27 protein-coding genes are annotated in these 25,471 nt (G+C 66.4%); 7 read left to right on the forward strand and 20 right to left on the reverse strand.

The features are described 5' to 3' along the window. From CRM90_RS21290 to CRM90_RS21320, 7 genes are all read right to left on the reverse strand, one after another. Positions 1–825: SDR family NAD(P)-dependent oxidoreductase (locus CRM90_RS21290; RefSeq protein WP_102808928.1), on the reverse strand; the 825-nt coding region annotated here is incomplete at its 3' end. Positions 826–855: 30 nt separating this feature from the next. Beyond that, positions 856–1,647, reverse strand: a complete 792-nt coding sequence (locus CRM90_RS21295; RefSeq protein WP_102808929.1) for an SDR family NAD(P)-dependent oxidoreductase — start codon at positions 1,645–1,647, stop codon at positions 856–858. Positions 1,648–1,737: 90 nt separating this feature from the next. Next, complete coding sequence (locus CRM90_RS21300) at positions 1,738–2,307, reverse strand: TetR/AcrR family transcriptional regulator (RefSeq protein ID WP_102808930.1); 570 nt, start codon at positions 2,305–2,307, stop codon at positions 1,738–1,740. Between the two features lie 35 nt (positions 2,308–2,342). Then, positions 2,343–2,654, reverse strand: a complete 312-nt coding sequence (locus tag CRM90_RS21305) for an NIPSNAP family protein (protein WP_142391415.1) — start codon at positions 2,652–2,654, stop codon at positions 2,343–2,345. Between the two features lie 29 nt (positions 2,655–2,683). Next, complete coding sequence (ygiD, locus tag CRM90_RS21310; protein ID WP_102808995.1) at positions 2,684–3,541, reverse strand: 4,5-DOPA-extradiol-dioxygenase; 858 nt, start codon at positions 3,539–3,541, stop codon at positions 2,684–2,686. A gap of 32 nt (positions 3,542–3,573) precedes the next feature. Next, a complete protein-coding gene (locus CRM90_RS21315; RefSeq protein WP_102808932.1) occupies positions 3,574–4,461 on the reverse strand; it encodes a phytanoyl-CoA dioxygenase family protein in 888 nt (295 codons plus the stop codon). 56 nt (positions 4,462–4,517) lie between these two features. Then, on the reverse strand, positions 4,518–5,231 hold the full coding sequence (locus tag CRM90_RS21320; RefSeq protein WP_102808933.1) for a LysR family substrate-binding domain-containing protein: 714 nt from the start codon (positions 5,229–5,231) through the stop codon (positions 4,518–4,520). Positions 5,232–5,259: 28 nt separating this feature from the next. Between CRM90_RS21320 and CRM90_RS21325 the strand changes: the two genes are divergently transcribed. Next, positions 5,260–5,640, forward strand: a complete 381-nt coding sequence (locus CRM90_RS21325) for a DUF5997 family protein (protein WP_102808934.1) — start codon at positions 5,260–5,262, stop codon at positions 5,638–5,640. 5 nt (positions 5,641–5,645) lie between these two features. On the opposite strand, the gene CRM90_RS21330 is transcribed toward CRM90_RS21325, so the two are convergent. Next, positions 5,646–6,038, reverse strand: coding sequence for a VOC family protein (locus CRM90_RS21330; RefSeq protein WP_102808935.1), 393 nt, complete (start codon positions 6,036–6,038; stop codon positions 5,646–5,648). A 176-nt stretch (positions 6,039–6,214) separates the two neighbouring features. On the opposite strand from CRM90_RS21330, the gene CRM90_RS21335 reads away from it, so the two are divergent. After that, entirely contained in the window at positions 6,215–6,739 is a 525-nt protein-coding gene (locus tag CRM90_RS21335) for a hypothetical protein (RefSeq protein ID WP_102808936.1), read from the forward strand. A gap of 6 nt (positions 6,740–6,745) precedes the next feature. Here CRM90_RS21335 and nrdE read toward each other — a convergent pair whose 3' ends face one another. The 4 genes from nrdE to CRM90_RS21355 all read right to left on the reverse strand — a co-directional run bounded on the left by nrdE (position 6,746) and on the right by CRM90_RS21355 (position 10,621). Further along, positions 6,746–8,914 (reverse strand): class 1b ribonucleoside-diphosphate reductase subunit alpha, encoded by a 2,169-nt coding sequence (nrdE, locus tag CRM90_RS21340; protein ID WP_102808937.1) that lies wholly within the window; start codon positions 8,912–8,914, stop codon positions 6,746–6,748. Beyond that, positions 8,881–9,363 carry a class Ib ribonucleoside-diphosphate reductase assembly flavoprotein NrdI gene (gene nrdI / locus CRM90_RS21345; RefSeq protein WP_102808996.1) on the reverse strand — a complete coding sequence of 161 codons (483 nt, stop codon included), beginning with the start codon at positions 9,361–9,363 and terminating at the stop codon, positions 8,881–8,883. The genes nrdE and nrdI overlap by 34 nt, the downstream gene beginning before the upstream one ends. Before the next feature lie 28 nt (positions 9,364–9,391). Then, positions 9,392–9,631, reverse strand: coding sequence for a redoxin NrdH (locus CRM90_RS21350; protein ID WP_102808938.1), 240 nt, complete (start codon positions 9,629–9,631; stop codon positions 9,392–9,394). A 447-nt stretch (positions 9,632–10,078) separates the two neighbouring features. Further along, positions 10,079–10,621 (reverse strand): NAD(P)H-dependent oxidoreductase, encoded by a 543-nt coding sequence (locus tag CRM90_RS21355; RefSeq protein WP_102808939.1) that lies wholly within the window; start codon positions 10,619–10,621, stop codon positions 10,079–10,081. An 87-nt stretch (positions 10,622–10,708) separates the two neighbouring features. Here CRM90_RS21355 and CRM90_RS21360 point away from each other — a divergent pair, with 87 nt between their 5' ends. The 3 genes from CRM90_RS21360 to phoA all read left to right on the forward strand — a co-directional run bounded on the left by CRM90_RS21360 (position 10,709) and on the right by phoA (position 13,976). Next, on the forward strand, positions 10,709–11,311 hold the full coding sequence (locus CRM90_RS21360) for a TetR/AcrR family transcriptional regulator (protein WP_199189986.1): 603 nt from the start codon (positions 10,709–10,711) through the stop codon (positions 11,309–11,311). Beyond that, complete coding sequence (locus tag CRM90_RS21365; RefSeq protein WP_102808997.1) at positions 11,308–12,354, forward strand: DNA polymerase IV; 1,047 nt, start codon at positions 11,308–11,310, stop codon at positions 12,352–12,354. Before CRM90_RS21360 ends, CRM90_RS21365 begins: the two co-directional genes overlap by 4 nt. A 95-nt stretch (positions 12,355–12,449) precedes the next feature. Continuing rightward, positions 12,450–13,976, forward strand: coding sequence for an alkaline phosphatase (gene phoA / locus CRM90_RS21370; RefSeq protein WP_102808941.1), 1,527 nt, complete (start codon positions 12,450–12,452; stop codon positions 13,974–13,976). Between the two features lie 26 nt (positions 13,977–14,002). Here phoA and CRM90_RS21375 read toward each other — a convergent pair whose 3' ends face one another. Together CRM90_RS21375 and CRM90_RS21380 are read right to left on the reverse strand one after the other, a co-directional pair. Further along, positions 14,003–14,872, reverse strand: coding sequence for an SDR family oxidoreductase (locus tag CRM90_RS21375; protein ID WP_102808942.1), 870 nt, complete (start codon positions 14,870–14,872; stop codon positions 14,003–14,005). A gap of 3 nt (positions 14,873–14,875) precedes the next feature. Next, a complete protein-coding gene (locus tag CRM90_RS21380; RefSeq protein ID WP_102808998.1) occupies positions 14,876–15,514 on the reverse strand; it encodes a TetR/AcrR family transcriptional regulator in 639 nt (212 codons plus the stop codon). A gap of 138 nt (positions 15,515–15,652) precedes the next feature. On the opposite strand from CRM90_RS21380, the gene CRM90_RS21385 reads away from it, so the two are divergent. Beyond that, positions 15,653–17,134: a cytochrome P450 gene (locus CRM90_RS21385; RefSeq protein ID WP_102808943.1), complete on the forward strand. Its 1,482-nt coding sequence runs from the start codon at positions 15,653–15,655 to the stop codon at positions 17,132–17,134. A 7-nt stretch (positions 17,135–17,141) separates the two neighbouring features. Here CRM90_RS21385 and CRM90_RS21390 read toward each other — a convergent pair whose 3' ends face one another. Further along, positions 17,142–17,609 carry a homocitrate synthase gene (locus CRM90_RS21390; RefSeq protein WP_102808944.1) on the reverse strand — a complete coding sequence of 156 codons (468 nt, stop codon included), beginning with the start codon at positions 17,607–17,609 and terminating at the stop codon, positions 17,142–17,144. A gap of 201 nt (positions 17,610–17,810) precedes the next feature. Between CRM90_RS21390 and CRM90_RS31580 the strand changes: the two genes are divergently transcribed. Beyond that, complete coding sequence (locus CRM90_RS31580) at positions 17,811–17,948, forward strand: DUF8730 family Cys-rich protein (RefSeq protein ID WP_502693297.1); 138 nt, start codon at positions 17,811–17,813, stop codon at positions 17,946–17,948. On the opposite strand, the gene CRM90_RS21395 is transcribed toward CRM90_RS31580, so the two are convergent. From CRM90_RS21395 to CRM90_RS21415, 5 genes are all read right to left on the reverse strand, one after another. Continuing rightward, positions 17,945–19,018 (reverse strand): phosphotransferase family protein, encoded by a 1,074-nt coding sequence (locus CRM90_RS21395; protein WP_199189990.1) that lies wholly within the window; start codon positions 19,016–19,018, stop codon positions 17,945–17,947. The two genes, CRM90_RS31580 and CRM90_RS21395, sit on opposite strands and share 4 nt — an antisense overlap. Continuing rightward, complete coding sequence (locus tag CRM90_RS21400) at positions 19,015–21,183, reverse strand: SpoIIE family protein phosphatase (protein ID WP_102808946.1); 2,169 nt, start codon at positions 21,181–21,183, stop codon at positions 19,015–19,017. Before CRM90_RS21400 ends, CRM90_RS21395 begins: the two co-directional genes overlap by 4 nt. An 85-nt stretch (positions 21,184–21,268) precedes the next feature. Further along, positions 21,269–22,285, reverse strand: a complete 1,017-nt coding sequence (locus CRM90_RS21405; protein ID WP_102808947.1) for an NAD-dependent epimerase/dehydratase family protein — start codon at positions 22,283–22,285, stop codon at positions 21,269–21,271. A 181-nt stretch (positions 22,286–22,466) separates the two neighbouring features. Further along, entirely contained in the window at positions 22,467–24,632 is a 2,166-nt protein-coding gene (locus CRM90_RS21410; RefSeq protein ID WP_102808948.1) for an acyl-CoA dehydrogenase family protein, read from the reverse strand. Between the two features lie 79 nt (positions 24,633–24,711). Continuing rightward, positions 24,712–25,470, reverse strand: coding sequence for an SDR family NAD(P)-dependent oxidoreductase (locus CRM90_RS21415; RefSeq protein ID WP_102808949.1), 759 nt, complete (start codon positions 25,468–25,470; stop codon positions 24,712–24,714). Between the last annotated feature and the right edge of the window lies 1 nt (position 25,471).

Genomic DNA, 25,471 nt, shown 5'->3' on the forward strand with positions numbered 1-25,471 from the left:
CACCGGCCAGTCAGGCCGCGTGACCGAAACTGTCACCTGATCGTGCAGCAGACCCAGATCACGACCGGCAGCGGTGGCATAACGGTAGGCGTCGGGGCCGACCAGCAATCGAGCGGGCGGCGCGTCCATGTCGACGATATCGAGAAGCAGGGCAGCGACTTTCACCGGATCACTGGCGCCGAGATTCGCGGACTGGCTCAGCTCGGCGGCAGCGCCCACGGTTGCTTCGTACTCGGGGCGGACCGGTGCGATGCGCATCGACGAGCCGGCCCAATCGGTGCGCATTCCCCCCGGTTCCAGAACGGTCACCTTGATGCCGAGCGGGGCGACCTCCTGGGCGAGGACCCCGGAGTAACCGGTGACAGCCCACTTGGCCGACTGATAGGCGGCCAGCCCAGGTCGCGCCAATCGACCGCCGACGGAGGAGATTTGAATGATGTGGCCCGTGTGCTGTCGACGCATGACGGGCAGCACGGCCTGTGTGAGCCGGACGACGCCGAAGAAGTTCGCCTCGACCTGTGCGCGAAAGTCGTCGAAATCGACGTCTTCGGCGGCAGCCATGTTGGCGTATCCGGCATTGTTGACCAGAACGTCGAGGCGCCCCCACCGTTGGATCGCGGTGTCCACGGCGGCGCGGACCTGCTCGTCGTTGGTGACGTCCAGTTCGACGACGGCCAGGCTCTCGGGTGCGCCGGCCGCGAGGTCGTCGAGCGACGTTGTGGAACGAACACCCGCGACGACGCGATGCCCGGCGCTCAGAGCCGCCTCGGTGATGGCGCGCCCGAGCCCGCGAGATGCTCCGGAGATGAGAACGACGTGCGACATGACGATGACCTTTCGTTGCAGTGGTGGGGTTCAGTTGACGTTGCGGATGGTGCCGCCGTCGACGCGAAGGTCGGCACCGCTGATGTATCCGGCATGCGTGCTGGCGAGGAAGCACACCGCGGCCGCGATCTCCTCAGGCCGCCCGAGCCGGCCGATGTCGTTGGGGAACCACGTTGTGGCCGCTGCATTTTCGATGTCCGGCCAGGTGGGTCCCCAGCCGTTGGTGGCCGCAGCCTGCAACACCATGTCTCGGGTGCTGTCGGTGAGGATCACTCCCGGAGCGACGATGTTGGCTGTGACGCCGGTGCCGGACAACTCCCGCGCGAGCGACACGGTCAGGTTGTGCCTAGCGGCCAGAGTGGCACTGTAGTGAGGCTGCTCCGCGACCGGTTGAACGGCCAGACCGCCGCCGATCTGGATCACCCTGCCCCAGCCCCGTCTCCGCATGCCAGGTACCACGTGAGCGATCATCCGCACGACGGATACGACGTTGCTCTGGTGGATGCGAGTCCACTCGTCGGCCGGGAGGTCTGCCCACGATGCAGCGTCGTAGTAGCCGGCATTGTTGACCAGGATGTCGATGTCCCCCGCCGCTTGCGCGACCGCGGCAGCCCCCTCGTCGGTCGAAAGATCACCGAGTACGGCGTCGGCATCGCCGTGGTTCGCACGGATGGCGGCCACCACGGCGTCGGTTCGGTCGGCGTCGCGCCCGTGCACCACAACGGACACGCCCTCGGCAGCAAGCATCTCGGCGATCGCGCGGCCGAGGCCGGCGCTCGAGCCGGTCACCAGCGCCCGCTTGTGGGCCAATCCCAGTTCCACCGCGGCCTCCTTGTCTACACCTGTATACCTTCCGATGTATACGAACGTAGACTTACGCTGGTTGATTCCCGGCGTCGCGGTTTGGGCTTGCTAACCTTCGATCAGCGCGGCGATTACCGGCTCGACCAGCTTCTCCAGCTCCGCAGACTTGCTGGTGCGCAGCGCGCGGGTTCCGATCAGCCCGCGCATCATGAGCAATCCACTGATGACCGCGAGCAGCATCTCGCTGCGAAGCTCGCGATCAGCCGAGTCGAGTTGCCGGGCCAGGCGTGCGCCGACGTGGCGTTCGATGGCCTTCCGCACGATCGCCACGGCGACCGGATTCGACGCAGACTTCAGCATGATCAGGAACGGCTGCGGCGCCTCGGCCCGCGGCGCGCTCTTCGCCACCAACGCCTTGACGGTGTCACCGATCAGGTCGTCAGACTGCTCACCGATGAACACTGGTGTGGCGAAGGCAGTTTCGACGGCCTCGGTGAACAATCCCTCCTTCGAACCGAAATATCTGTTCACCAGCATGGCGGTGACTCCGGCGTCGTGAGCGATCTGACGCACTCCCACGCCGTCATAGCCGGCGCGGGCGAAGTTGTCGATCGCCGAGCGCAGAATCGCCTCGCGGGTCGCCGCCGCGTTGCGTGTCGGTGACGTGGACGCCGTCATGAGAAGTCTCCGTCCTGTCGAGGAGCTGAGGGTTGCTACTGCAGCGGGGAACCCGCGATGGGTTCGAGGGTTCGCGTGTGAGTCGCGACGATGAGCGATGGGTCGAATTGCCGGTGGTCTTCGATGAAGTCCTCGCTGTTGGCATAACGCTCCGCCAGAGCGCCCGGGTCGCCGCTCGAATAGTCGACGAGCGCGAGGACGCGTGGCTCTGCGACAGACGGTTCGGTCCACACGCCGTGCACAATGATGCCGTACTTGCCCAGCGTGCGAATGTGGCGAGGCCAGAACTCGGAGACGTAACCCTCCAGGGCCGCGGTGTCGGCCAATGCGTACGTTCGCAGCTCCATCACGGTGCAAGTCTACGGGCGTAGATCGGCTAGATGTTCGACTCGTCAACCGGAACGCCGCGGGCCGGCGCGGCGGCGCCACCGTCGTCATCCACTGGCGGCACGACGTCGAGGCCCAGTGTGTACGACGTCATCGACAGCGAACCGTAGGCGCAGCCATCGGTGAGCACGCCGACCTTCTCCGCGTGATCGGCAGCCACTCCCGCGAAGTACAACAGCGGCAGAAAGTGGTCTGGCGTCGGCACCGCGGCCGCGTAGTCCGGGTGCTCGCGCAGCCGGACCGCGTCGGCCGGATCGGTCAGCACCTGCGCCCGCGACTGATCGTCGAAGCGCTGCGCCCAGTCAAAAGCCCTGTCCTGCAGCGTCGGATCCATCCCGGCCAGGTTATGCACGACGTTGCCGCTGCCCAGGATCAGCACTCCCCGCTCACGTAGCGCGGCAAGCTTGGCGCCCAGCGCGAGGTGATACTCCAGCGGTTTATAGGCGTTGATCGCCAATTGCACGACCGGCACCGATGCCTCCGGGAAAGCGTGCACGAGCACCGACCAAGTGCCGTGGTCGATCCCCCAGCTGTCGACGTCGGCTCCCACCCACGTCGGCTCCACGACATCGGCGATCTCCTCGGCAAGCTCCGGCAGGCCCGGTGCCGGGTACTGCACGTCGAAGAGTTCGGTGGGAAAGCCGTAGAAATCGTGGATGGTCCGCGGCACCGCCATCGCGGTGACGGCGGTGGCGTTGATGTACCAGTGCGCACTCACGACGAGGATCGCCCGCGGCCGCCCGGCTGATGCGTGCACCGCCCGTCCGAACGCCTGCCACGCCGAGGTATAGCGGTTGAGCTCCAGGGCGTTCATCGGACTGCCGTGCCCGATGAACGCGGCCGGCATGAGTGCGGACATGGCTCTAGTTAACCGCGATATCACTCACTGTGGGTGAGCTGGTCAGCGAAGGCCGCGCCCGCATCGCCGGTCAGCTTGGCCGCATCGAACGCGTAGGCAACACGGTCACCGCGAATCGCGCGCAACGGATCCTCGAAGTCACGGAAGTACCCCATGGCCCACGCGCCCTCCTGATAGCCGATCAGCTTCAGCAGATCGTCCTCGAGGTCGCGTGCGACTTCCAGTGGTACCGAGAGGAATTGGTTCTCCTCCTGACGGACCCAGCCGACGCTGTAGTTCACGTTGATGGCGCGCCGCACCTGGTCACTGCGGTTGGCGGCACCGCTGTGCACGATCTTGCCGGAGTAGAGCAGCACCGACCCCCGCGACATCTCCGCCTGCACGCATTCGTCGTCGGCATAGTCGGTCGGCTTCTTGTCGCCCACCTGACTGCCCGGCACCACCCTGGTCGCGCCCATCTCTGCGGTGTAGTCGGTCATCGCCCACAGCGTGTTGCACTGCACGTGGTAGTCGTCCGGGAATGGGTAGAAGTCGAAGGCGTTCTGGTCGCGGTGCAGTGACTGGTCGGTTTCGCCCGGCTCGATCGAGATCACCTGGGTGAGCATCAGCTGAAATGCGCTGGCATGGCCGAGGAAGTCCTCGCAGACCCCGAGGATGGACGGATTCTGGATCAGCGTGCGGCAAGCCGGGGACCGGGCGATCAGCGCACCGGTTCGCCGGGTCTTGCGACCGATCATCGCGTTGTAGCCCATCGGCGTCGCGTCGAGGTAGGGCGCGAGTTCGTCGCCGATCGTGTCCATCAAGGAGTCCGGAACCAGGTTGTCGACGATCACGTAACCGTCGCGGCGCAGATGGTCGGCAAGGTCCGCCGGGGATGTGGTGGCCGGAACATGCGTCAGCACGGTCATGGTTCGAGTATCGGGGAACGTATGTGTTGACCAGGTAAAAAGGCGTCACACGACGGTTAAGGCCGCCGCCGCTTGGGGGCGTCCGGCTTACGGGCGACCTTTCCGGCGGCGGCGCGAGCGGCTTGCTTGGCGAGCGTCTTCTCTCGCGCGGTGCGCTTCGGAGTCGGCTGCGTCTGCCCGCGCGACGAACCCGGTTTGCGCCCCCGCACGATCCCGGTGAACTCTTCGACCAATGCCGACGGTTGTCCCGCTGGGAAGGCAAGCGCCACTGGACAAGTCGGCGCGTCGACAATCAGGCGGTACGTGAGGTCGCGACGGTGGTACAGCCGGGCCAGCGACTGCGGGACGATCAGCACGCCCAACCCCGCGGCGGCGAGTTCGATTGCAGCCTCGGTGGTTTCGGGGCGGTGATCGATCGCAGTGCCCGGAGTGTCCGCCCAGCAGACGACGTCGTCGAGTGGCAGCAGTATCGGTTCGTCGGTGAGGTCGGCCGCGGTGATCTCGTCGGCGGCGCTCAGGAGGTGATCGGTCGGCACCACGGCCACCGTCGTCTCCTTGTAGAGCGGGATGATGGACAGTCCCGAGGTGTCGGCCCGCGGGCGCAGCAACGCGACGTCGACGGTCCCGTGGCGCACCCCGGCGGCCGCGTCCGCCGCGGTGACGGCACGCAGCGTCAGCGGAACATCGGGATGGCGCTCGGCCCAGGTCCGCGCCCACTTCGCCGGCGTCGCTCCGGGCACATACCCGACGGTGAGCGAGGACTGGGTCACCGACTCAGGCTACCGATAGGCTCGTGCCATGAGCAGGCCGAACGCGCAGTCGATGAAACCCGCCACCGCGGCGAAGAAGCTGGACGTGTACCTGCCGGCGACGCCCGCGGAGTTCCAGGCGAATGCGATCACCCGCGACGAGCTGGCAGCTCTACAGGCCGACCCGCCGCAGTGGCTGACCGATCTCCGCAAGAACGGGCCGCACCCGAAGAACCTGGTGGCGGCCAAGCTGGGCGTGTCGATCGCGGGGCTTGCGCGCGGTGGAGTGACCGATGCGCTGACCACCGAGCAGATCGATGCGCTGCTCGCCGAGAAGCCGGACTGGCTGGTCGCCGAACGCGAGAGCTACCAGAACGTGCTGGCCGAGCAGCGGCGGCTGAAGGCGCTGCACGCGGACAAGGCCCGCTGAAGGCGTCACGCCGCGTCGTCGGTCCAGAAGATCTGCCAGGAATGGCCGTCGAGGTCGTTGTAACTGCGTCCGTACATGGACCCATGATCTTCGGAATCCCCGTCGGTCCCGCCCGCGGCGATCGCTCGATTCACCAAAGCATCCACCGCGCCACGACTGTCGACGCCGAGGCAGACCACGCATTCTTTGACCTTGGCCGCGTCGGCGGTCTCTAGCGGGTGCAGCGAGTCGAAGGCGTCGCGCTGCAGCAGCATCGCGAACTGGTTGTCCCCCAGTACGAGCGTGACGGCGGTCTCCCCACTGAACTGTTCGTTGATCGCATATCCGAGGCCGGCGAAGAACTTTCGCGAGCGCTCGACGTCGGCGACGGGCAGGTTGACGAACAGCATTGAGTGCATGGGTGCCTCCGGGGCGTCTGCGGGATCCGGCTGAATGCCGTCGGAGACTTAGACCGGCCGGGCGCGCGAAACTCATCGTGGATGGAACGTCGTCGATACAGAACTGAGAGCGACGATGTCGCCGTCAGTCTCGCTCTCAGTTCTGAGTCGATGCGACGAGCCGTACCCTGCCCTCCATGACCTACCTTCCAACGTGGGTGCGTGAGCACCCGATCGCAGTGGCCACCGCGGGCTATGTGGGCTATTCCGCGGTGATGCTCCGGTTGGATCGTCAGATGCAGGCCACCGGCGGACCCGGCATCATCCCGTTCGAACTCGCGGGCTCAGCCGCCAAGGCGGAAGGCATCATGGCCCGGTGGGGCGAGGAGGGCATACACGCGGCCCGCAGGTCGATGTGGCTCGACTTCGGCTACATGACGAGCTACGGAATCCTGTTGGCATTGCTCGTCGACCGTCGGCGTCGACGCCGGGGTCATCCGGCCTGGCTATCAGCCCTGGCCGCCGGTGCGGTCGCGGGCGATGCGGTCGAGGGCGTCGCGCTGCTGCGAGTGCTCGACCACCGGGACGTCGCCGTCAACGCGCGGCGCGCCCAGGTGGCAGCGTCGATCAAGTTCGCCATCCTCGTGGCGACTCTTGGATACACCGTCTACCCGGGAAAAAGTCAGGCCAGGGGTAATACCCCTGGCCTGACTTTTACTTAGCTCAGCTTACAGCATGCAGCTGACGCAACCCTCCACTTCAGTCCCCTCCAGCGCCATCTGGCGAAGGCGGATGTAGTAGAGCGTCTTGATCCCCTTGCGCCAGGCGTAGATCTGCGCCTTGTTGACCTCGCGGGTATCGGCGGTGTCCTTGAAGAACAGCGTCAGCGAAAGCCCTTGGTCCACATGCTGAGTGGCGGCGGCGTACGTGTCGATGATCTTCTCGTAGCCGATCTCGTACGCGTCCTGGTAGTACTCCAGGTTGTCGTTGGTCATGTAGGGCGCCGGGTAGTAGACGCGGCCGATCTTGCCTTCCTTGCGGATCTCGACCTTGCTCGCCACCGGGTGGATCGACGATGTCGAGTGGTTGATGTAAGAGATCGATCCGGTCGGCGGCACCGCCTGCAGGTTCTGGTTGTAGATGCCGTTCTTCTGCACCGATTCCTTGAGCCGCAACCAATCCTCTTGGGTCGGAATGCGAATGCCCGCCTTGGAGAAGAGCTCGCGCACCCGCTCGGTTGCCGGCTCCCACACCTGATCGGTGTACTTGTCGAAGAACTCACCGCTGGCGTACTTCGACTTCTCGAAGCCCTTGAACGTGGTGCCCCGCTCGATGGCGAGCTTGTTCGACGCGCGCAGCGCGTGGTAGAGCACCGTGTAGAAGTACATGTTGGTGAAGTCGATGCCCTCTTCAGATCCGTAGAAGATCCGTTCGCGCGCAAGGTATCCGTGCAGGTTCATCTGGCCCAAGCCGATGGCGTGCGAGTCGTTGTTGCCCTGCTCGATCGAGGGGACCGACCAGATGTGCGTCTGATCGCTCACCGCGGTCAACCCGCGAATGGCCACCTCGATGGTCTGCGCGAAGTCCGGTGAGTCCATCGCCTTGGCGATGTTCAGCGAACCCAGGTTGCAGGAGATGTCCTTGCCCACCTTGGAATACGACAGATCCTCGTTGAACACCGACGGCGTCGACACCTGCAGGATTTCCGAGCACAGGTTGGAGTGCGTGATCTTGCCATCAATGGGATTAGCTCGATTGACCGTGTCCTCGAACATGATGTAGGGGTAGCCCGACTCGAACTGCAGCTCGGCCAGCGTCTGGAAGAACTCGCGAGCCTTGATCTTGGTCTTGCGGATCCGCGCGTCGTCGACCATCTCGTGGTACTTCTCGGTGACCGAGATGTCGGCGAACGGAACGCCGTACACACGCTCGACGTCGTACGGCGAGAACAGGTACATGTCCTCGTTCTTCTTGGCCAGCTCGAAGGTGATGTCGGGAATCACCACACCCAGCGAGAGGGTCTTGATGCGGATCTTCTCGTCGGCGTTCTCCCGCTTGGTGTCCAGGAAGCGGTAGATGTCGGGGTGATGCGCGTGCAGGTAGACCGCGCCGGCACCTTGACGGGCTCCGAGCTGGTTGGCGTAGGAGAACGAGTCCTCCAGCAGCTTCATGATCGGGATGACGCCCGAGCTCTGGTTCTCGATGTTCTTGATCGGTGCGCCATGCTCGCGAATGTTGGTCAGTAGCAGGGCAACTCCGCCACCGCGCTTGGACAGCTGCAGCGCGGAGTTGATCGAACGGCCGATCGACTCCATGTTGTCCTCGATGCGCAGCAGGAAGCAGCTCACCGGCTCGCCGCGCTGCGCCTTGCCCGAGTTCAGGAATGTCGGGGTGGCCGGCTGGAACCGTCCGTCGATGATCTCGTCGACCAGCTTCTCGGCCAGCGTGGTGTCACCGGCGGCCAGCGTCAGCGCAACCATCACCACGCGGTCCTCGAACCGCTCGAGGTAACGCTTCCCGTCGAACGTCTTCAGCGTGTACGAGGTGTAGTACTTGAACGCGCCGAGGAAGGTCGGGAACCGAAACTTCTTGGCGTACGCGCGGTCGGTCAGCGTCTTGACGAAGTTGCGCGAGTACTGATCGAGAACCTCACGCTCGTAATAGTTCTCGCGAATCAGGTAGTCGAGCTTCTCGTCCTGATTGTGAAAGAACACGGTGTTCTGGTTCACGTGCTCGAGGAAGTACTGACGCGCGGCCAGACGATCCATGTCGAACTGGATCTTGCCGTCGGCGTCGTACAGATTCAGCATCGCGTTGAGCGCGTGGTAGTCGGTCTCCCCCGGCAACGCGTGCCCTGACGTCGTTACAGGCTCAGCAGCTGTGACTGTAGGTGGCACGTGTCCTCGTCCTTCCAGAATTTCGTTAACTCCGCACGGACGGCTTCGACGTCCTCAGCGGTGCCCATCATTTCGAAGCGATATAGATTCGGCACCCTGCACTTGTGCGCGACCAGCGTCGCCGCGAAGCAGTATTCGGCACCGAATTGAGTGTTGCCTGCCCCGATCACGCCGCGGATCAAGGACCGATTGTGCGGATTGTTTAAAAACTTGATGACCTGCTTGGGGACGTATCCCTTGGCCTCGAGGTGTGGGCTGTCCCCCCGCCCCCTGCCGTAGGTCGGCAGGAGCAGGACGTAGGGCCCGTGCACCTCGATGTGCTCGTGAAGGGGAATCCGGATGGCCGGCACGCCCAGCTTCTGCACGAAGCGGTGGGTGTTCTCCGAAACGCTCGAGAAGTACACCAACCGCTCCGGGCCCGCCAGGCTGGGGCCGCCATCCGGATTCATCACATCTCTTTCCGTGGCGCCCAGACCGCTAAGCGCTCAGTGCGGCACCGGAGAGGGCCTTGATCCGATCCGGCCGGAAGCCCGACCAGTGATCGCCGCCGGCAACGACGACCGGAGCCTGCAGGTAACCCATCGCCATCACGTAGTCGCGGGCCTCCGCGTCCTCGGTGATGTCGACGACGTCGTAGGTCAGACCCGACTTGTCCAGGGCCTTGTAGGTCATGTTGCACTGCACGCAGGCGGGCTTGGTGTAGACGGTGATGGTCATCTGCGGTATGGCTCCTCAGCGAAACATAGAGATGTACTCAGGCGGACTGGCTGTGCGCAGGCACTCATGAACATTCAGCGAGCTGTCGGACCGTGAAATTCCTGACCGGCGGAGCCGCTCGGACCGACATCTCAGCTTCGGTTCCGGCGATCCGGCGGACCTGTGACTTTTTGGTCTGTCGGCCTGTCGAACACTACACCTAGTGTCCGACAGCACGAAGAGATACAACATGTTCTGAATAACAATTCTGAAATTCCCTGGTCGTAAGCCCTTCACCCCTTCCCCGCCCGGCGTGTCGCATGTCACAACACGCCGTACGGCACCAACGAGGCCTAGATGTACCACTGGGCACCGACACCGCGGCCGGGCGCGGCCATGACGGGACGTCGAATAGCAAAAGGCCACCGGTGCACAGCACCGGCGGCCTCGTGCGAGCGGGGTGGTGTATCAGCCCACCTCGGCGGCGAGCTTGCCGACCACGTCACGCACCGCGGCGGACACGTCGGAGTTCTCCCGCGGATGCTTGCCGTCGAAGGTCGTGGACGGCACCGACAGCTTCAGCGACTCCACCACCCTGGGGCCGGCGATACCGAACGACTTGCGGGTCTCGTCGTGCGCCCAGACCCCGCCGTATTGACCGAGGGCCGACCCGATGACCGCCAGCGGCTTGTCCTTCAGCGCGCCGTTGCCGTACGGACGCGACAACCAGTCGATCGCGTTCTTGAGCACACCGGGAATGCTCCCGTTGTATTCCGGGGTCACCACCAGTGCCGCGTCGGCCTGCGCGGCCGCGGCCCGCAACGCCACCACGGGAGCGGGGGCATCCTCGGTGTCGAGGTCCTCGTTGTAGTGCGGCAGGTCTCCCAGCCCGTCATACACGGTGACGGTGACACCGTCCGGCGCCGCTTCCGCCGCGAGCTCTGCCAGCTGGCGATTGACCGAGGCCGCCCGCAAGCTGCCTACGAGTGCCAGCACATTGATGTCCGCCATGTCGCAATCCCTTCAGTCGTTCGCGATCCTCCCACGGCAGAACCGGACCATGGTCCGGTTTATTTCCCGCTGAGCTAAAGTGTGAGAGTGAGCGCGATCTCCGGGGCCAATGAGCTGCCCCTGTCCGCGCCGCAGGAACGGGGCGACGCCGCCCGAAACCGGCTGCTGCTGCTCGACGCGGCCCGCACCCTGATCGCCGAACGAGGCGCCGATGCGGTCTCCATGGACGACATCGCCGCCGCCGCGGGTGTCGGCAAGGGCACGTTGTTCCGGCGCTTCGGCAGCCGCGCCGGGCTGATGATGGTCCTGCTCGACGAGGACGAGCGCGCGATCCAGCAGGCCTTCCTGTTCGGGCCGGCTCCACTGGGCCCGGAGGCCCCACCGCTGCAACGACTTCTGGCCTTCGGGCGCGAACGGCTGCGCTTCGTGCAAACCCACCGCGACCTGCTTCTCGACGCCAACCGCGATCCCGATTCCCGTTACAGTGCGCCGTTCGCGGTGATGCACACCCACATCCGGGTGCTTCTGCAGGCCGCAGGCAGCACCGGCGATCTCGACGCGCAGGCCGATGCGCTGCTCGCGCTGCTCGACGCCGACTACGTCAGCCGCCAGCTCCTCGATCGGGGCCGCTCGCTGGACACCCTGGGCGATGCGTGGGACAGCGTTGCGCGCAAGCTGTGCGGGACGTGACTGCACCACCCGCCCGCGACTGGGTCCTGCACGTCGACCTCGATCAGTTCCTGGCCTCGGTCGAACTGCGCCGCCACCCCGAACTCGTGGGCCTACCGGTGATCGTCGGCGGCAGTGGCGATCCCACCGAGCCACGCAAGGTCGTGACCTGTGCGTCGTATGAGGCCCGCGGCTTCGGCGTGCACGCGGGGATGCCGTTGCGTAGCGCAGCACGCAAGTGTCCGGATGCGACGTTCCTGCCCTCGGATCCGCCCGCCTACGACGAAGCCTCCGACCAGGTGATGGGTCTGCTCCGCGATCTCGGCCACCCGGTCGAGGTGTGGGGCTGGGACGAGGCCTACGTCGGCGCCCGGGTCGCCGACCCGGTGGAGCTGGCCGAGCGGATCCGCACCGTGATCGCCGCCGAGACCGGGCTGGTCTGTTCGGTGGGCATCAGCGACAACAAACAGCGGGCCAAGGTCGCGACCGGCTTCGGCAAACCGGACGGCGTGTACACCCTCACCGATACCAACTGGATGGAGCAGATGGGCGCCCGCCCGGTGGACGCGCTGTGGGGTGTCGGACCGAAGACCACGAAAAAGCTTGCCGCCCTCGGTATTACGACGGTGCGAGAGCTCGCGTCAGCCGATGCCGAATTGCTCACCGCGACGTTCGGACCGCGCACCGGCCTCTGGCTGTTACTGCTGGCCAAAGGCGGCGGCGACACGACGGTCAGCGCCGAGCCGTGGATTCCGCGGTCCCGCAGTCACGTCATGACATTTCCGCGCGACCTGACCGAGCGCGCCGACATGGACGCCGCGATCGTCGATCTCGCGCGCCACGCGCTCACCGACGTCGTCGCCCAGTCGCGCATCGTCACCCGGGTGGCGGTCACGGTGCGCACCAACACGTTCTACACCCGCACCAAGATCCGCAAACTCGACGAGCCGACCGTCGCCGGCGAGGTGATCACGACCGCTGCACTGCGCGTGCTCGACCTCTTCGACCTCGACCGGCCGGTGCGCCTGCTCGGGGTGCGCCTGGAACTGGCCTCACCCGCGTAGCCAAACCTGGCCGAACCGTTTGCTTCCTGGTCGATCGGCGTTCACCTGAACCCCGTTGAATCCCCAGGCAATACACAGCAGACAAGGAGCATCGGGTGGCCGCCAGCAGATACGGGAGAGTGACAGCGATCGTCGGCGTCGTGGTGGTCCTACCACTGGCGGCATGCGCCGGCACCGATCAGAAGAGTTCCGTCGGGGACACGGTCAGCCGTGCCGCCCACGGTGACATCGCGGCCCCTGGTGGGGCCCGCAGGTTGTCCGGCGACCAGTCGAAAGCCCTGAGCGCGAACATCTCTGACGCCAAGGCGAAAAACATCATCCTTCTCATCGGCGACGGTATGGGCGATTCGGAGATCACCATCGCCCGCAACTACGCGAAGGGTGCCGCGGGCGCTTTCGACGGTATCGACGCACTCCCGCTGACGGGGCAGTACACCACCTACGCCTTACACAAGAACGGCAAACCCAACTACGTCACCGACTCGGCGGCAAGTGCCACCGGCTGGTCCACCGGCGTCAAGACCTACAACGGGGCGCTCGGCATCGACATCAAGGGCGCCAAACACGCCACCATCCTGGAGCTGGCCAAGGCCCAGGGCTTCGCCACCGGCGACGTGAGCACTGCCGCAATCCAGGATGCCACCCCTGCGGCGCTGTTCTCCCACATCAGCGAACGGGATTGCTACGGGCCCGAGGAGACGGCGAAGGACTGCAAGACCGAGACGCTGGAAAGCGGCGGCCCGGGATCGGTGACCGAGCAGATGCTGGCGGCGCGGCCGGACATCACCCTCGGCGGTGGCTTCGAGACGTTCAACCAGACCGCGGCCGGAGGAGATTTCGCGGGCAAGACGCTCGAGGTCCAGGCAAAGGAGCGCGGTTACCAGATCGTCCGCACCGCAGCCGAATTGGCCGCCGTCACCAAGGCGGACAAGGATGCACCGGTGCTGGGGCTGTTCGCCGACGGCAACATGCCGGTGAGCTGGACGGGTGGACCGGCCGTGCGGCAGGGCTACCTGCAGCCCGCGTCGACATGCACTGACAATCCCAAACACACTGCGAGCGTGCCGAAGTTGGCCGATATGACGCAGAAGGCCATCGACGTCTTGTCGACGAACCAGGCCGGCAAGGACAAAGGCTTCTTCCTCCAAGTGGAAGGCGCATCGATCGACAAGCGCGACCACGCCGCCGACCCGTGTGGCCAGATCGGCGAGACGGTCGACCTGGACGCCGCGGTGTCCAAGGCGCTCGACTTCGCGCGCAAGGACGGAAACACACTGGTCATCTTGACCGCCGATCACGGGCACACCAGCCAGATCGTCGAGGAGTACAGCGAGGACGACCTGCGGGCCTTGTCGGAGGATTCCAAGCAGCCCATCGAGCGGGTGCGCGACGTGATGTATCCGGGCCTCACCAGGGTGCTGACCACTGCCGACGATGCACCGATGATCGTCAGTTATGGCACGTCGGCGGATGTCGGCGTCGAGGACGAGACCCACACCGGCACCCAGGTGCGGCTGGCCGCCTACGGTCCACGAGCAGGCAACGTCGCCGGGCTGACGGATCAGACCGATCTCTTCGTCACAATGACCGACGCACTGGGAATCGACCGGAACACCAAGTAGGACAGTCCCGCTCGGATGACGCCGGTTCAGCCCGGCGGACTCGATGTCGCTCCACGCGGGCGCAACACGCGCGTGAAGAACACGTTCACCCGTCGCATCGCGACGCTGTACGGCCACCACGCCAGCCGTTTGAACGCGTAGAAGGCGCGAATATCGACCGAGGTGTAGATCAGGAAACGGTTCTTGGTCACACCGACCAGGATCTTGTCGGCGACTTTCTCCGGCGAGACAGCGTGCCCACTGAACCGCTTGACCCACCGCTGCACCTTGGGATGGTCGCGATCCACGCCGGCGATCTGGACCGTCTGCACCAACGGGGTGTCGACGGCGCCGGGCACCACGAGTGAGACCCCGATGTCGTGGCGGGCCAGATCGAAACGCAGTACCTCCGAAAGTCCGCGCAGGCCATACTTGCTCGCGCTGTAGGCGGCATGCCACGGCAGTGCGACCAGTCCCGCTGCCGATGACACGTTGACCAATTGGCCGCCGCGGCCGGCGGCCACCATCGGCGGCAGGAACGTCTCGATGACGTGGATCGGGCCCATCAGGTTGACGTCGACCATCGACCGCCAGTGGTGGTGGGTGAGCTGATCGACGGTCCCCCACGCCGAGATCCCGGCGATGTTCATGACGATGTCCATCGCGGGCCGGCGGGTGTGGATGTCGGCGGCGAACCCGGCCACCGCGTCGTAGTCGGAGATGTCCAGCGCGCGATGCTCGGGAACCTCGGCGCCAAGCGCACGGGCCTCGGCAACGGTCTGTTCCAGGCCGTCGGCGTTGATATCGGTCAGATACAGCTCGGCCCCGTCGCGGGCCAGCCGAAGAGCGGTGGCCCGGCCGATGCCGCTGGCTGCGCCCGTGATGAACACCCTCTTGCCCGCGAAGCCGTCAGCCATCGATCAGTCGCCGACCCGTCCGCCCCACAACGCGTGCAGCCACAGCTTTTCCAGGATGCGCACCGCTTTGTCGAGGTCGCGGTGCGGTCCGACGAATGCGGTCTCCACGGAGAGCGTCATCGCGGTTGTCGCCGTGAGGATCCGGACCAGCCCGTGAATGTCGTCGCTGATCGGGTCGGCGGTGCCGTTGCGGATCTCGGCTTCGACGATCGGCACGATCTGATCGATCACCGCGTCGTTGTAGCGGTCCAGGATCTCGCGGATCTCGGCGTCGGTGTGGCGGGCGGCGTTGCAGGCCGACATCACCGGATCGTTGTGCGCATAAACCACGGCGGCGCTGCGCACCATGCGTTCCGCGAACGCCGTCGGGGTCTCGGCGGGTCCGCGCGGGGCGAACGAGTGGGTGAGTTCCTCGAGTTCGTGGGCGGCCTCGCCGACGATGTGGGCCAGCACGGCGTACTTGGAGTCGAAGTAGAAGTAGAAGCCGGAACGCGCGACCCCGGCCCGATCGCTGATCGTGCTGACCGAGAGCTCGGCGAACGGCTTCTCTTCGAGCAGCTCGCGAACCGCCTGGACGATGGCGTGCCGCTGCTTGTCGCCACGGCGACGCGGCGCCTCGACGGGGTCTTGCTGAGCGGTCACCCGTTCACCTTGCACCACGCCGGGGGCGAAGTGAAACTTGACATGCGTCAAGAAAGTTGGCCAGGATGGAGCAAACCTGTGGTGCCGGCCACATCCGGCCGGCAAGAATGCCTGTTCTCTGTTTCCCGAGGAGCGTCGATGGCGACCATCAGTACCCCCCACTACCTGCTGGATCAGGCTCGTCGCCGATTCACGCCCACCCTCAACACCATCCCCGGCATGGGTGCGGTCGAAAAGCGGCTCCGTGAGCGCGATTGGCCGCAGTTCGAGCTGGCCAAGGCGCCCGCTGGCAGCGGCCTCAAGACGGTCATGGGCGATTCGGGGCTCCCGCTGCTCGGCCACATGATCGAGACCTTTCGCGGCGGCCCCGAATATCTGATGCAGGTCTACCGCAAGTACGGACCGATCCACTACGCCTACTCCCCGGCCCTGCCCGCGGTCACCGCATTGGGACCCGACGCCACCCAGGCGGTGTTCTCCAACAAGAACAAGGACTTCTCCCAGAAGGGCTGGCATCCGGTCATCGGGCCGTTCTTCAACCGCGGCCTGATGATGCTCGACTTCGACGAGCACATGTACCACCGGCGCATCATGCAGGAGGCGTTCACCCGCACCCGGCTGTCCGGCTACGTCGAGCACATCGACCGGGTCGCCTCGCAGGTCATCGCCGACGACTGGGTGGCCAACGACCCGCGCTTCCTGTTCCACCCGGCGGTCAAGGAGCTCACCCTGGACATCGCGTCGGTGGTGTTCATGGGCCACGAGCCCGGATCCGACCATGACCTGGTGACCAAGGTGAACGCGGCGTTCACCATGACCACCCGCGCCGGTGGGGCGATCATCCGCACCTCCGTTCCGCCGTTCAAGTGGTGGCGTGGACTGCAGGCCCGCAAGGTACTGGAGGACTACTTCAGCGAGCGGCTCAAGGAACGCCGCAACGCCGAGGGCACCGACATGTTGACGGTGCTCTGCCACACCGCCGACGACGACGGCAACACGTTCACCGACGACGACATCGTCAACCACATGATCTTCCTGATGATGGCCGCACACGACACTTCGACGTCGACGCTGACGACGATGGCCAACCAACTCGCCGCGAACCCCGAATGGCAGGAACGCTGCCGCGACGAGTCCGACCGGCTCGGCGACGGGCCGCTGGATATCGAGGCGCTGGAGAAGCTGGAAACCCTCGACCTGGTGATCAACGAGTCGCTGCGGATGGTCACTCCGCTGCCGTTCAACGTGCGCCAGGCGGTGCGCGACACCGAACTGCTGGGCTTCTTCATCCCGGCCGGCACCAACGTCAACGTCTGGCCCGGACTGAACCACCGGCTGCCCGAGCTGTGGACCGATCCGGAGAAGTTCGACCCTGATCGCTTCGCCGAGCCGCGCAACGAGCACAAGCGGCATCGCTACGCGTTCGCTCCGTTCGGCGGCGGCGCGCACAAGTGCATCGGGATGGTTTTCGGGCAGCTGGAGATCAAGACCGTCATGCATCGCCTGTTGCGCAAGTACCGCCTCGAGCTCCCGCACCCGGGCTACCAGCCCCACTACGACTACGCGGGCATGCCCGTGCCGATGGACGGCATGCCGATCGTGCTGCGTCCGCTGCACTGATCGGCGGTCAGCCGATCAGCCGGTTCGCGCAGGCGATGACGGCGCGCAGCGCCGACTGGGTGGGATCCTCCGCCCAGCCCATCGCCCATTCCCGGCGTCGTCCGTCGCTGCCCTGCACAAAGGTCGCGGTGTGCGACCCGGCGGCCAACTGGTGGAATCGGGTCATCTCGACGCCGATACCCCGGTCGTAGAGCATCGCGGTCAGCGCTGCGACCGGACCACTGGCGTGCACGGTCGCACTCTCGATGCGGTCGCCCACGGCAAGCGTCGCGCAGAATCGGTGCGGCTGCGGACCCGACCGGGAGGAGCGGTTGTCGCACTCCCACGACCCCAGCCGAACGGGTCCGCCGCTGGGGCTGAATGTGTCGGTGAATGCGCTCCACGACATCGTTTGGGCGTGTTGGCGCAGTTCCGCGGGCAGCGGAGCGCAGAAGCGCGGAGCAGGTTCAAAGATTGTGGTGCTGTGCGGACTCATGTGAATCGGTCTTCTCGTCCAGAGGAGGCTGACCGACGGCGTAGTTTTCGACCCACAGCGGGGGGTCGGTCTGGATCAGACCCCGCTGCGGGCGGTTACTACGGCAAGCACACGGTGCATGGTCGCCAAGGTTAGACCTGCCCGGGCAGGCGACGCAAACGGGTTATCGTCGCCCTAAGCTTTCACCCCAGAGGAGTTGATATGTGCTATCCCGTCGAATGCCCACGCTGTCACAAAACCACTTGGGCGGGTTGTGGCGAGCACGTCGACCAGGTGATGCGCGACGTGCCACCCGCCCAGCAGTGCACCTGCGGGCAGGGCAGCCAGCCCGGCCGCTAGACGAACGGGTTGTCGCCCGTCGCGACCTGTACGCCGAGGGTGATCAGCCGGCTCGCCGAATCATGCGGCCGCTCACCGGCTTCGCGGTGTGCCTGGCCGGCCAGATACCGCGAGTACGTGCCCTCGATGACGATCGCCAGCTTGAAGCACGCCATTGCGATGTACCAGTTCAGGTGTCCGGTGGGGCGGCCTCCGGCGTCGGCGTACGCGGCGACCAATTCGGTGCGCGACGGCAACCCGCCGAGTGCAGCCAACTCCCGGCCGGCATTGATCGGGTCCGGATCGTCGGGCCAGCACACCAGGATCCAGCCCAGATCCAGCAACGGATCACCGATGGTGCACATCTCCCAGTCCACGAACGCCGCGACCTCGGGGGCGTCGCGACGTAGCAGCACGTTGTTGAGGTGTGCGTCGCCGTGCATGATGCCTGGCTCACCGTCGGGCGGCCGGTGTTCACCGAGCCAGTCCGCGAGGCGGCTGACCTCCAGCATCTCCGGCCGGTAGCTCTCGTGCCGGTAGCTGTCGAGCAGCGCGAGGAAGTTCGGAACCTGGCGCGCCAGAAAGGAACCCGGACGGTGTAGCTGCTGCAACGGGCGACCCCGCCACGGCGCTGCGCTCAGGCGGGCCAGGTCTGCCGCGTAATTCAGACCCACCTGATGCCGCAGCCGTGGGTCGGCGGCGTACGCGGGGGCCACCTCGGTCGCCGGGTTGAAGCCGTCGACATCCTCCATCAGGTAGAAGACCACACCCAGCACGCCGAGGTCGTCGCAGCCGGCCACGAATTCGGGATGGGGCACCGAGCTTCCGGCCAACGTCTGCAGCACCGCGATCTCGCGCTGCATGGTGCGGTTGCTGTTGGGACGCGGGTGGGGCGGCGGCCTGCGCAGCACAAGGCGGCGGTCGTCGACACGCATCCGCACCACCACGTTCTGGGTTCCGCCGGCCAGCGGTTCGACATCGCTGACCCGCGAACCGATTCCGTTGTCCCGCGCCCAGGTGGTCAGCGCACCGACCGCGGCCGAGTCAAGCGTTCCGGGAACTTCGGCGGCCCGGTCCTCGATGTTGCTCAACGGTCGGTTGATTCCCGAAAAGCATTGCTGCTCATGCCAACTCCAAAGCGGATCGCGACGGCGCAGACATCGTCGTTGCGGGGCGGCGGCGCGAGGGTCTGGGTCAGTTCCCGGCATGCCGACGGCAGAGCCTCGTCTCCCCGCCAGTCGGCGACGATGCGCTCGACGCGCACCATTCCTGATTCGATGTCCTGGCCGCGACGTTCGATGAGCCCGTCGGTGTACATGACGAGGAGGTCACCCTCCCCCACCTCGACGTCGCCCTCGCTGTAGGACGCCCGCTCGATCGGGCCCAGTACGGGGCCGTGCGCACCGGCCAACCGGATGACCGTCCCGGTCGACGCCCGCCGCAGCAACAGCGGCGGATGCCCGGCCGAGGCGTAGCACAAGGTCGACGAGGACGAATCCAGCAGCGCCACAGCCATTGTCGCGAATTTTCCGTTGCTGGCGTGACGGGTGAACGCGTTGAGTGCCGACAGCAACTGTGCCGGCGCCAACCCCTGTAGCGCCAGCGCCCGCCCGGCGCTGCGCAGTTGAGCCATGTCCTCGACGGCGGGCAGCCCGTGGCCCACCACATCGCCGACCGCCAGATAGGTTCGGCCGTGCGATAATTCGAGCGCGTCGTACCAGTCGCCGCCGAGGCCCTGCACCAGATCGGCCGGTTCGTAACTCACCCCGACGTCGACTCCGTCGATCCGAATCGGGCTGGTCGGCAGAACAGCCGCCTGCAACACCGCCGCGCGGGCGTGTTCGTCGGCGTACATGCGTGCCCGCACCAGCGCCTGACCGATCATCGTCGCGACTGCTGAGGTGTACGCGAGTTGCGCGGTGTCCAGCGGTTGGGTGTCGGCCCAGGCCAATACCAGCGCGCCGATTGCCTTGCCGCCCACGGTCAGCGGCCAGCTCGCTACGGCCGCGCCGCCGCTTGCGACCATCCACTTGGCGTTGTCGGGGTATCGCCGGCGATATTCGGCGACGGTGCGGATCACCACCGGCTGCCCGGTGCGGACCGCGTCGGTGGCCGCTGTGGACTCACTGACCGCCACACGTTCGTGGAACTGATTGACCACGAATTCGGGATAGCCACCCATCGCCACCCACTCGAGGTCGGCGCCTTCGTCACTGACCAGGCCGACCGCGACTGCTTGCGCGCCTGCGTCATTGATCACCTGACTGATGACCGCGTCACCGATCTGTTTCTGGGTGAACGCCCCCGACAGCAACCGGCCGAGGTTGGCGAGCGTCTCGAGGCGGGCCCGTTCACGCTGTTCGGCCTGGTGTCGCCTGACCGCAGTGACACGCCCCCCGGCTTCCTGCGCGGTCAACATCGCGACCAGCACCACCACCGCGATGAACGCCTGAGCGATCGCCAACTGGCCCGGGCGGTGCAGATCGAGGTTCTCGAAGGTCGAGTATCCGGCGTTGGCCATGCCGTTGGCGGTGAACGCCAGCGCGCCGCCGCAGAGGGCCGCGCCGATCATGTCCAGACGTAGGGCCGCCCACGCCATCACCGGTAGCAGGAACAGCGCGGGGGGAAGCGAGAGGCGGAACGAGACCACGGTCAGCACGGCCATGCCGGTCAGGACCAGCACGGTCTCCAGCATCCGCGATCGAAGGATGTGGGATTGCACTGGCCACAACAGGATTGGTGCGCCGATCATCAAGACACCGACCCCGTCGCCGGCCCACCAGTGCAGGACAGCCATGCCCCAGTCGACCTGGGTGCGCAGAGAGCTGGTCAGCCCGCCGACCACGCCGCCCGCCAGCGGGCCCAACACCATGGCTCCGGCCACGAATCGTGCGAGGTCCTCACGCTTGCGCAGATCAGGCGGTCCCTTGCACCACGCCAGCACCAATGAGGCCCCGACCAGCGGCTCCACCGAGTTGGCCACCGCGAATCCCACCGCCGATTGCCACCCCGCTCCGTAGCGAAGGTCGACGGCGAGCTCGGCGACCACGATCGCTGCGACGATCACCGGCCACATCGTCCGGCGGGTCAGCAGCATGGCCGCCACCGTCACCCCGGCCGGCGGGAAGAACGCGGGTCCGATACCGGCACCAAAGGTCTGCCACGACAACACCGACCCGGCCAGGTAGGGCAAGGCGACCCAGCCGAACAAGCCGGCGGCGAATCCGATCCGGTCGCGAGTACGCGAGACGCTCACGCGGCCCCGCTTCGTGATCCGTGGATCAGCCGGGCCGCAGGCACGTCACGAGCGTAGTCACCCGTCGGCAAACACGAGGGATTCTTCAGCGAGCCCGCTGGCGTCGTCGCTGATCGAAGAACTCGACCGCTTCCCGGATCGACTCGTGTACGTCGCGCGGGTGCCACCCGAGTTCGCGGGTTGCCTTGCCGTGATCCATCGGTGCCATGACCCCCATCAGCCGCACGGTGGTCGGATTCAGCGGCAGGTCACGTCGGCTGAGCGCGGCGGCTGCACCGCCGAGGACCCCGATCGCGTTCATCACCGGTTTGGGGATTCCCACCCGGGGCGCCCGCCGACCGGCCGCGCGGGCTGCCGTCTCGTAGAGCTCGCGGTAGGGCAGATAGCGCTCGGAGATGATGTAACGCTCCCCCACCCGGCCGTGGTCGGCGGCCAGCAACAGTGCTCGGGCGGCGTCGGTGATGCCGACTACCTCCGTCGCCATCCCGGCCATATAGAAAGGCAACTTGCCGGCCGCGGCGGCGGCCACCAGCGACCCGTGCGGAGTGGGCTGCCAATCGCCTGCGCCGTACGTGTTGGATACGCACAGCGCCACCGCAGGCAACGCCTTGTCGCGGCTGTAGTCCAGTACCAACTTCTCGGCCGCGATCCGCGAGCCGATGTAGCCGCCGCCCTTGCCGCCCCAGTTGACCGGGGTGTCCTCGTTCACGACTCCACCGGTGCCCAATCCGATCGTCCCGATGGTGCTGGTGAAGACGAACTTGCGCAGATCGGCGTTCACGGCGGTATCGAGAACGTGACGTAAACCTTCGACGTTGGTGCGGTACAGCGGTGCCGGATCGCGCAGGTGTGCCCGGGTGTCGACGACGCAGTAGTAGACGACGTCGCAGCCGTCCATCGCCTCCTTCAGCGCGGCGTCATCGAAGATGTCGCCGTAGAAGCGCCGTACGGGCAGGTCGTCGATGCCGCGCGTGGAGCTGGACTTGCGGAGCATGACGCGGACGCTGTCGCCGCGCTCCACCAACTGCCGCGTCACATGCGAGCCCAGGAAACCGCTCGCGCCCAGAACCAGTGAGTCGGTGCCTGCCACGCCCCGCAGCATGCCCGAAACCGGTCTCGGCGGACAAGATTGCGGATCTGTTCACCGGGACATCGCGGTCGGCGCTGGCAGCCGATCGCCGCGAAATCGACATCATGGTCGCGATTGAGGCGCAACCATGACCATGAGGTAGATCTCGGCGGTTGCCCGCGGCACGCTCAGTCCCTCAGGCAGGTACCCGCGACTACTTGATCAGCGGGTCACGCGGCATGCCGAGGATGCGCTCGGCGATCTGGTTGCGGGTGATCTCCGAGGTGCCGCCGGCGATGGACAGTGCACGCGACCCCAGTGCCGCCCGGCCCGCCAATTCACCCTCGCCACCGTCGAGCGCCGCCTCCGGCCCGACGAGGGCAGCGGCGATGGTGCCCTGCTCCTGGAACTGCTCGGCCAGAATGAGTTTGGTGATGTTGCCTTCCGGGCCGGGCCCGGCGCCCTCCAGCGCGCGAACCACGCGGCGCAGGTTCAGCAGGCGCAGCGCCTGGTCCCGAGCCAGGAACCGGCCGACCCACTGGACCGCGCCGGCGACCCGGTCGCCGTGAGCCTTGGTCAGCGACACCAGCCACGCCGCCGCGGGCGCGATCGTGCCTGCGCCGCCGCCGATGCTCACCCGCTCGTTGCCCAGCGTGGCGCGCGCGACGGTCCACCCGGCGTTCGGCTCGCCGACGACATCCTCGTCGGGGACGAACACGTCGTTGAAGAACACCTCGTTGAAGTCCGCGCCGCCGGTGATCTGACGCAGGGGCCGGACCTCCACGCCCGGCGCTTCCATGTCCAGGATCACCGTTGTGATGCCGGCATGCTTGGGCACGTCGAAATCGGTACGCACGGTGGCCAAGCCGCGCTTGCAGTAGTGCGCCCCGCTGGTCCATACCTTCTGGCCGGTGATCTTCCATCCGCCGTCCACGCGGGTGGCCCGGGTCTTGACCGCCGCGGCGTCCGAACCCGCCGACGGTTCGGAGAACAGCTGGCACCAGATCTCATCTTTGCGCAGTGCCTTCTCGACGAATCGCTCAATCTGAGAGGGGGTTCCGTGCTGAACCAGGGTCAGGATCACCCAGCCGGTGATGCCGTAGTCCGGCCGCTTGACCCCGGCGGCGGCGAACTCCTCTTCGATCAGCAGCTGCTCGACGGCACCGGCAGCACGACCCCACGGCTTGGGCCAGTGCGGCATGACGTAGCCGGTGGCGATCAGCTCGTCGAGCTGCGCCTTGTCGTCCAGCTTGGCGAGTTCGGCTGCATCAGAGCGGATTTGAGTGCGCAGCTCGTCGGCCTCGGGTGGCAGGTCCAGGCTGTTGGCGCGGCCGTGGCCGGCGTCGGTCAGGGTGAACACGTCGGTGGCCGGTCCGTCCCCGCCGAGGATCGCCTGCACGGTCAGTGCCCGACGCAGATGCAGATGCGCGTCGTGCTCCCAGGTGAAGCCGATGCCGCCGTGCACTTGAATGTTCAACTCCGCGTTGCGAACATAAGCCGGGAACGCCAATGCAGCCGCCGCGGCGGCGACCAGTTCGAACTGCTTCGGATCGTCGGTGAAAGCACGGGCGGCATCCCACACGACGGCGACCGCAGACTCGGAGCCGACGACCATGTCAGCGCAGTGATGCTTGATCGCCTGGAAGGTCGCGATGGTACGGCCGAACTGCTCACGCACCTTGGCGTATTCGACGGCGGTGTCCACACAGTCCGACGCTCCGCCCGCGGCCTCTGCCGCGAACAGGGTGCGCGCCAGGGCCAGCGCCGCGGTGCGCGCCCCGGCCAGCACATTGCCGGCCACCGAGACGTCGCGCAGCGTCACCCGCCCGGAGCGGCGCGCCCGGTCAAGGCTGCCCGGCAGTTCGACCGAGACCCCGTCGGCGCTTCGCTGCACCAGCAGCACGTCGTCACCGGCGACGAGCACCAGCAAGTCGGCGAGTCCGGCGCCGAGGACCACGCCGGCGTCGCCATCGGCGGTGTCACCGGTGACGGTGAGGTCGCCACCGAATCCGACTGCGGCAGTGACGGATCCGTCGACCAGACCAGGAAGGAGTCGCGCCTTCTGCTCGTCGCTGCCCATCGCCGACACCACCGCGGATGCGACGACGGTCGGCACGAACGGACCGGGCGCCACCGCGCGTCCGAGCTCGTCGATGACGACCACCAGTTCGGGCAACCCGAAACCCGAACCGCCGTACTGCTCGTCGACGTGCAGTCCGAGCCAGCCCAAGCCGGCCAGCTCGGCCCAAAACGGCGGTGTCGTCTCCTCGGCGTCGTCGGCGAGCAGTGCGCGCGCCGCCGCCCTGGCCTTCTGCGTGCTCAGAAATGAGCGCGCCACCTCGCTGAGTTCACGGTGGTCGTCGGTCAGTGCGATACCCATCGGATCCTCCTCGAGGCGGCGGTGCCCATTCCTCTAATGCCTTACCACAGCCGGTCGAGACCGCAGTACGGCGGCCGGATCACTTGGGGGCGAAGCGCTGCCCGGCGTCGAGACGGATGCACTGGCCGTTGAGCATCGGGTTGTCGACGATCGCGGCGACCAGCTTGGCGAATTCCTCGGGGCGGCCGAGCCGCTTCGGGAAGGCGGCGTCCTTGGTCAGCGCCTTGGCGAACTCGTCGGGAATGCCCTTGGTCAGGCCGGTGGCGAACAGGCTCGGTGCGATCGCGAGCGCGCGAATGCCGACCGGGCCGAGGTCACGGGCCATGGTCAGGCACATGCCGGCGATGCCGGCCTTGGCTGCGGTGTAGGCCACCTGGCCGATCTGGCCTTCGAACGCGGCGATCGAGGCGGTGTTGATGATGACGCCGCGCTCTTCGTCTTCGGGCTCGTTGTTGGCCATGTGCGCGGCCGCGAGGCGGCTGATGTTGAAGCTGGCGATCAGGTTGAGGTTGATCGTGCTCTGGAAGGTCTCCAGGGCGTGCGGGCCGTTCTTGCCGAACGTCTTCTCCGCGACACCGCCGCCCGCGGTGGTCAGCACGACGTGCAGGCCGCCCAGCGCCTCGACCGCCTCGGCAAGCACCTTCTCGGTGCCCGCGAAGTCGGTGACGTCGACCGGCATGAAGGGGCCGCCCACACTGGACGCGACCTCGGGGCCGTCGGTGCCTTCGCGGTCGAGGATCGCCACCTTGGCGCCGTGCGAGGCCAGCAGCTCAGCGCTTGCCCGTCCGAAGCCCGATGCGCCGCCTACGACGACCACCTTTTTGCCCGAGATCTCCATC

The organism is Mycobacterium sp. ENV421, assembly GCF_002887815.1.
In the GTDB taxonomy this organism is placed as follows: domain Bacteria; phylum Actinomycetota; class Actinomycetes; order Mycobacteriales; family Mycobacteriaceae; genus Mycobacterium.